General features: G+C 42.7%; 1 protein-coding gene. It reads left to right on the top strand.

The features are described 5' to 3' along the window. Window positions 1-2,803: thrombospondin type 3 repeat-containing protein (locus QM524_RS07165; protein WP_283344053.1), on the top strand; the 2,803-nt coding region annotated here is incomplete at its 5' end. Between the last annotated feature and the right edge of the window lie 226 nt (window positions 2,804-3,029).

The following is a 3,029-nucleotide window of genomic DNA, read 5'->3' as shown; positions in this document are numbered from 1 at the left end:
TGATGGAATACCAAACTATTTGGATACAGACAGTGATGGCGATGGCGTATTGGATGCTACCGACCAATGTCCAACGGTTGTAGGTATTGCACCAAGTGGCTGTCCTCTTGATACAGACGGGGATGGAGTAGCCGATGCTAATGACTTGGATGATGACAACGATGGTATCTTGGATAGTGTAGAGAATGCTGCAGAGTGTACGAGTGCAAGTGGCGTAGTAACAGCCAGCACCGACTGTGATGGCGATGGTATTCCAAATCGTTTGGATTTAGATAGTGATGGCGATGGTATCAAAGATGTAATCGAAGCTGGTGGTACAGACCCAGACAACGATGGTAAAATCGGTAGTGGCGTTCCAGTTGTTGATGCGAATGGCGTACCAACGTTAGCAAATGGAGGTCTAACCCCACCAAACACAGATGGTACAGGAGGCACCAACCCTTACGATTTAGATAGTGATGGAGATAACATTCCAGATTCAGTAGAAGGTACAGTGGATACTGATGGCGATGGTAAACCAAACTATGTAGACTTAGACAGTGATGGCGATGGCTTACTAGATTCAACAGAAGGTACAGTCGATACTGATGGTGATGGAATACCAAACTATTTGGATACAGACAGTGATGGCGATGGCGTATTGGATGCTACCGACCAATGTCCAACGGTTGTAGGTATTGCACCAAGTGGCTGTCCTGCTATACCATGTGCTCCAGTAGCACCGGGAACAATTACCGCCAGTCAAGCTTGTTGTGTAACTGTTGGTGGTTCATCTAGTTTTACATTGAGTGGAAATGGAGCAGGCGTGGTAACATGGTATGTTGTACCTAATAGTGCGACACCAAACTCAGGAACAGGAACAACTGCAGGGCCAATTGTCTTTAGTAATGTTGGTACTTATCAAATTGTATTTAGAACAACTAATTCGTCTATTCCTGCGGGATGTAATGTGCCAGCCGTTTCGGAAGCAACATTGGATTATAAAGTAAAAGCTATTCCAGTACAGTGTACAGCACCTAGTAGCAGTAATGTATCTGTGGCACCATCAAGTGCTTCGATTGTAACAGGAGGTAGTGCATCATTTGTCTTGAATGGAGGTTTACCATATAGCAATGTACAATGGGTTGTTAATCCAGCGGTAGGAGTAAGCCAAAATTCAGGCACTGGTTCTAATACAGGTAATCTAGTATTTACTCAACCAGGCGTTTACAGAGTATCATTTATCATGACGAATGTTGGCGACGGAACATGTATACCTGTACAGAAAGTATCTTCAGCATTGATTTGTGTAGGTGTAGATCCTTGTTCTCCTCCATCAGCAATTAGTATTGCATCTGAGACAGGAAACGACGAGTTATCAAAAGGACAGCCTCATACATTTACAGCAACAGGAGGTATCCCTGGTATAATGACTTGGACGATTTCTCCAACAACAGGAGTATCGGCTTCGTCAGGAACAGGTAATGTAGCGTCTGTAACATTTAGTCAAGTGGGTAATTATGTGGTGACATTCTCGTCTACCAACAGTAGTTTGCCATTGGGATGTACTCAGCCTGTATCTGTTTCGGAGTCTAAAAATGTGACAATTATATCTACGGATAAGCCAGTTTTAGGGATTACGAAAACAGCACCTTCAGGTTCTCTTTTAGCTAATAATAATTTTGAGTATACGTTCCAAATTCAGAATACAGGAACAATTGCGACTTCTGGAGTTATCACGGTTAAGGATACCCTACAAAATGGGTTAAGTTTTGTCTCTTCTAGTAATGCTTCGGGATGGACATGTATCGGGACAGGTCAAATTGTAACATGTACCAGATCCACTAGTATTAGTGCTGGAAGTAGTACTACATTTACTATAACAGTAACAGCTTTGAGTAACGGTATCTACCAAAACAAAGCTGGCGTGTATGGCGGTGGAGACCCAGTTGCGATTAGCGGAACAACGGCTGCTCAATCTAACATTACGAGTGTATCTGTAGGTCAGTCAGTCGTGAAATTAACTGCGAAAGTATTCTTGCGAGGCGCATACGATACCAATGTAGGATTGATGCTAGATGGCTTACGTAGCCAAGGTCTGATTCCATTAGTACAACCTTATGGTAAAGGCTCTTATACCGATATTCCTCACATTGGGGCTGAAGAAGCCACAACCACATCGGTGTTGTCAGTAACTGGCAGTAATGCGATTGTAGACTGGGTATCAGTAGAGTTACGCGATAAGAATAATCCAAGTGTGATTTTGTACAGTCGTTCAGGTTTAGTACAACGTGATGGCGATATCGTAGATGTAGATGGAGTAAGTTGCTTGAGTTTTGTAGGCGCTGTTCCAGAGAGTTATTATGTAACAGTTCGTCACCGTAACCACTTGGGAGCGATGACTGCCAATGCTATAGCGTTGACCTCCAGCTGTTCAGCCTTGGTTGATTTTACCAGTTCAAGTTTGAGCTTGTACAAAAAGGCAACAACAGATCCAGAATACACCGCTTATCCAACGGTAGACCTAGGTAGTGTCCGAGCATTATGGGGAGGCAATGCCAGTCCAGATCGCTTTGTGATTTACCAAGGGCCAAACAACGACCGTACTTTTATCGGCAGTGTGGTATTGACCGATGCGGGTAATACCGAAGGCTTGAACAACTACATGGTAACAGGTTACTTACGACCAGATATTAACTTAGATGGTCTGGTAATCTTCCAAGGACCAGGTAACGATGTAAACTTGTTGTTTAATGAGATATTCACTCATCCAGAAAACGTGGAGAAATTGAATAACTTCATTATCTACCAACAATTACCATAGAACTAAGTAGCAGAGGGGCTGAATAAACTCAGTCCCTCTCCCAAAACCATAGCAATATGAGACATATCCTATCCTCGATTTTCTTAGGAGTATCATTACTCATAAGTGGTCAAGTAGTTGGCCAAATCAAATATCAACTCAAGTTAGACGAAAACCTGAAGACTTACCATGTGTATGCTCTTTCAGAAAAGAGTTATAAATCTCCACACAATTTAATTAGTACTGC

Origin of the sequence: Flectobacillus roseus, from assembly GCF_030056595.1 — a bacterium.
Classification (GTDB): Bacteria; Bacteroidota; Bacteroidia; order Cytophagales; family Spirosomataceae; genus Flectobacillus; species Flectobacillus roseus.
This window is presented reverse-complemented; position numbering and strand designations above follow the sequence as displayed.